We start from the raw sequence: 4008 nt of genomic DNA, 5'->3' as shown, positions 1-4008 counted from the left end.
TCGATCGCGGGCGCCGCCGGCGCGGGCTCGGCCTGCTGCGGCACGCCGGGATCGAGCACCATGAACTGGGTGCGCTCGCCATCGCACACCGGGCAGCGCCAGTGGTCCGGCAGCGCCGCGAACGGCGTGCCGGGCGGCACGTCCCAGGTGTCGCAGCCTTGCGCCGGGTCGTAGAGGTGCCAGCAGATCTTGCACTCCAGCCGCGCGGTGGGCGCGAGGCGGGCGTTGTCGCCCATATAGGAGCCTTCGAAGCCGCGATGCAGGTTCATGATGCCCCCCGCCGTCACGAGATCGCCGCCAGCACCTCAGCGAGGCGCTCGGCGGAATCGGCGATGTCCTCGGGCGCGGCCAGCGCCACCTCCGGCACGTCCGAGACCTCGATGGTGTCGAGGATCAGCATGTCGGTGGAATTGTAGTAGCGCACGCGCCAGACATCGCGCGTCGCGGTGGCGTCGATGCGGCAATTGCCGTAGCCGCGCGAGAGGATGGTGGTCGCGCCCTCGCCCAGCGTCCGCTCGATCAGCGCCAGGTCCTCCGGTGTGTGCGGCAGCAGCGAGAGGTTGATGATGTGGGGCGCGTCGCCCGGCGCCCGCGCGCCGGAGCGGTGGGCGATCTCCACCAGCAGCGGCGGGGCGTTGAAGATGCCGGGCATCGGCCGCTCCAGCGCCGCAAGGTCGATCTCCCAGCGCGCCGGGAAGGCGCGCAGCAGCGCCCCCTTCGGAAAACGCGCCCACCTCCACCCGCTCCGTGCCGTCGGCGCCGCGCAGGCGCCAGACGCCGGCGAAGGTCGCTTCCTGGATCTCCACGGCGCGGCCCTCGCCTGCGACCTTCACCGCCACCTCGCCCTCGCCCAGAGTCTCGTTCACCAGCGCCCGGTTGGCGGCGTCCAAATGGGCGAGCGCGACGGTGGCGGTGGTGCCCGGCCGCCAGTCGCGCAGCGCCTGGAGGATATCGGCCACCGCCTTCAGCGCGGGAGCGAAGCGGACGGCGTCTTCCACCTCGGGCAGGTGGGCCGAGAAGGTGCGCATGCCCGAGGGCAGCGGCAGGTATTCGAGGCCGTCGTCGGCGCCGATCTGGCTGCCGGGGCCGAAGCCGACCGGCGGCTGGGTGGCGAAGGGGCTGGAGGGCATCGCTCGGTCCTCAGTGGGTCGCGGGGACGGGGGCAGCGAGGACGGCGCCAAGCCGGGCGAGATACTCGTCCCAGTCGCGCATGCGGGCGACCGAGCCGATCACCTCGCCGCGCCGCACCACCACGAGCGCCGGCACGGCGAGCTGGTGCTTGTCGCGCAGGGCCGCTTCCAGCTTCGCCCCGGCCACCGCGCCGCCGATCTGCACCGCGCCGCCGAGCGCGGCGATCAGCTCCGGCAGCACCACGGCGATGTCGGGGGTTTCGAGGTGCGCCTTGCCGTGCGCGGGCAGGAACAGGAAATGGTCGCGCGGATCGAGCCCGGCCAAAGCGTCGCCGGTCTCGACGAGCGGATAGTTCCGCTCCTCGATCAGCCGCCGCACCAGCGGGTGGAGCGCGGCGCCGGCGCTTGCGGGGGGGCGCGGGGATATCGAGGGCGCTCATCAGGCTTCCTTTCGGCCGGCGGCAAAGGCGGCGGCGAGATGGGGCGGCAGCGCGGGCTCGCGTGCCGCGAGGTCGGCGAAAGCGGCGTCGATGAGGGCGGCGTCGGCGGTGCCCGCCATCAGCGCTGCGACACCTTCGAGCGCCGCGGCGACAAGCCGGGCCTCCTCGGCGTCCATGAGCCGGCGCGCGGCACCCTGGAAGACGAGGACATGGTCGCCGGGCGCGGCCTCCGGCACCAGCGACAGGTCTACGGTCTCGACCCGGCCGGCGGCGTCGGCGCAGCAGGCGGACAGCCCGTCGGCATCAAGGACGCGCATGGGGGTGCCGATGCACATGGCCGCTCAGCCCCGCGCGCCGGAAAGGACGCGCGGATCGCCGATGCGGCACGCCTCCTCGGCCGAGGGCCGGCCGGCCTCGTAGGGCGCGCGGGCCACCGCCTGGGTGATGAGGGCGTCGCGGCCTGGCGCCAAGCGGGGCGTCGGATGGACACCGAAGTCGCGCGCCAGCACGGCCAGCACCTCGGCCGCCGCGTCCGGCACCTTCGCGGCGACGATGTCGGTGAGGCCGCCGCCGTAATCGTCCAGCAGCGCCGGCTGCACGCCCACCAGCACCATGCGGCGCGGCGTGTGCCCGCGCAGCGCCAGGAGCGCCAGAATCTCCTGGAAGCCGGTCTGGTGCAGGCTCACCTTGCGGGCGGCAAGCACGGCGGGAACGTCGGCGTCGGCGAGGATGTGGAGGGTGCCGGGGGGAAGGCCGTAATCCACCGCGTCGACGATCACGACGCCGCCGGCCTCCTCCAGGTAAGGCAGGAGGTAGAGTCCCTGTGTGCCGCCGTCGAGCAGGCTGACACGCGCGGGAAAATCATGGCTGGCATGAAGGGCCTCGACCACCCGCACGCCGAAGCCCTCGTCGGCCCACAGGATATTGCCGATGCCGAGCACGAGTATGCGCTCGCCGTCCATGGGCGCCTTCCTCCCTCGCACGTTTCCTCCGGCGGTCTGCCGCCGCCTGTCTGGAACTCCTCAATTCAAGGAGCGTGCCACCGGCCTCCCGCGCACGCGTCCAGACCGCAAAGCGTTGGTATCGGCTGCCAGCCTTCCACGGCAGGGCACGGGCGACGCGGGCCAATATGGAAGGATACTAATCAAAACAGCGCTGTGATGGAAAGCTGCAAGCCGATCAGCGCTCAGGTACCGGCGCTTGGTCCCGCTTCCTGGGCCGGCAAAGAAAAGGCCCGCCGGGGTGGCGGGCCTCGTTGTCCAGTGAAGCGATCGGCGTGCCTTCCGGCGGCCGGGCGGCCGTCCGCGCGGCGCTATTTCGCGAGACCCATGTCCTTGAGCACCTCGCCGGCCTCCTTGTCGTCCTTGGCCATGAACACCTTCAGATCGGCGGCATTCATATAGACCGCGCCGAAGCCGCGGTTCTTCATGAAGCCCTGAAACTCGCTGCTCTCGAAGATCTTCTTGAAGGCCGCCTCGTACTTCTGGGCGATGTCGGTCGGCATGCCCTTGGGCCCGACCATGGCGCGCCACAGGCCGAGGGTCCAGTCGGAGTTCACCGCTTCCTTCAGCGTCGGCACGTCGGGCGCCACCGGCGAGCGCTTGCCATCCATGTAAGCGAGGGTGCGCACGCGCCCGGCCTTGGTCAGCGCGTCGGCCTCCGGCAGCGAGCAGGAGACGAACTCGATGCCGCCGCCGGCGAGGTCGGTCAGCGAGGTCGCGGCGCCGGTCGCCGGCACCCATGTGACGGTGCTGGGATTGATGCCGAGCGAGCGCAGCATGCCGGCCATGGCGAGATGCCAGCCGCCGCCCTGGCCGGCCCCCGACGAGGTGATCTTGCCGGGATTGGCCTTGATGGCCGCGATCAGGTCCGCCATCGTCTTGTACTTGGAGTCGCCCTTCACGTGGATGGCGGCGGGGTCCACGTTCATCAGCGCCAGCGGCGTGAAGCCCTCGTGGGTCAGGTCGGTGAGACCGACCCAGTGCATCATGCTGATCTCCAGCGTGATGAGGCCGATCGTGTAGCCGTCGGGCTTGGCCTGGGCGATCGCGGTGTGGCCGACGACGCCGCTGCCGCCGGTCCGGTTCACCACGTTCACCGGCTGCCCGAAATCCTTTTCCAGCAGCGAGGCGATCATGCGGGCCACCGAGTCCGTGCCGCCGCCCGCCGCCCATGGAACGATCAGCGTGATCGGGCGGTCGGGAAACGCGGCCGCCGCCGGCGCCGCCCTAACAGCCCGCCGAACGCAGCCACGGCGAGGCTGCACAGCAATATCTTCCAGCGCTTGAGCATGGGGTTCCTCTCTATTTGACATTTTGGTATTCATGGCGCAGCGCAACACGAATACGGCGAGAGGAACAAATAACAGTCGTTGGCGTGCATAGCCGTCACAGGGGGTTGTGCCCCGCGGGGCACAGCGCGCGCCGCGCCCCGCGCGT

Annotated in this window: 6 protein-coding genes and 1 pseudogene; all 7 read right to left on the bottom strand. The window is 71.0% G+C overall.

Going from position 1 to position 4008, the window contains the following annotated elements:
- Positions 1-269 (bottom strand): rubredoxin (locus AC2W7M_RS21365; protein WP_486134733.1); only part of this gene is annotated, 269 nt, incomplete at its 3' end.
- 14 nt (positions 270-283) lie between these two features.
- A complete protein-coding gene (locus AC2W7M_RS21360) occupies positions 284-652 on the bottom strand; it encodes a hydrogenase expression/formation protein (RefSeq protein WP_486134731.1) in 369 nt (122 codons plus the stop codon).
- Positions 653-809: 157 nt separating this feature from the next.
- Positions 810-1028, bottom strand: a pseudogene (locus AC2W7M_RS21355) (hydrogenase expression/formation protein); the annotation flags it as partial.
- A gap of 112 nt (positions 1029-1140) precedes the next feature.
- Positions 1141-1509: a thioredoxin domain-containing protein gene (locus AC2W7M_RS21350; protein WP_486134729.1), complete on the bottom strand. Its 369-nt coding sequence runs from the start codon at positions 1507-1509 to the stop codon at positions 1141-1143.
- Positions 1510-1569: 60 nt separating this feature from the next.
- The gene (locus AC2W7M_RS21345; RefSeq protein ID WP_486134727.1) at positions 1570-1905 is read right to left on the bottom strand and encodes a HypC/HybG/HupF family hydrogenase formation chaperone; all 336 of its coding nucleotides are present in this window, start codon (positions 1903-1905) and stop codon (positions 1570-1572) included.
- Positions 1906-1911: 6 nt separating this feature from the next.
- Positions 1912-2532: a HyaD/HybD family hydrogenase maturation endopeptidase gene (locus AC2W7M_RS21340; protein WP_486134725.1), complete on the bottom strand. Its 621-nt coding sequence runs from the start codon at positions 2530-2532 to the stop codon at positions 1912-1914.
- Positions 2533-2882: 350 nt separating this feature from the next.
- Positions 2883-3707, bottom strand: coding sequence for a tripartite tricarboxylate transporter substrate binding protein (locus AC2W7M_RS21335; protein ID WP_486134735.1), 825 nt, complete (start codon positions 3705-3707; stop codon positions 2883-2885).
- Positions 3708-4008: the final 301 nt, after the last annotated feature.

The sequence above is a fragment of the Xanthobacter sp. BG11Y11_SDJG genome, from assembly GCF_057364445.1.
The sequence above is the reverse complement of the archived record's forward strand: the minus strand, read 5'-3'. Positions and strand labels throughout refer to the sequence as shown.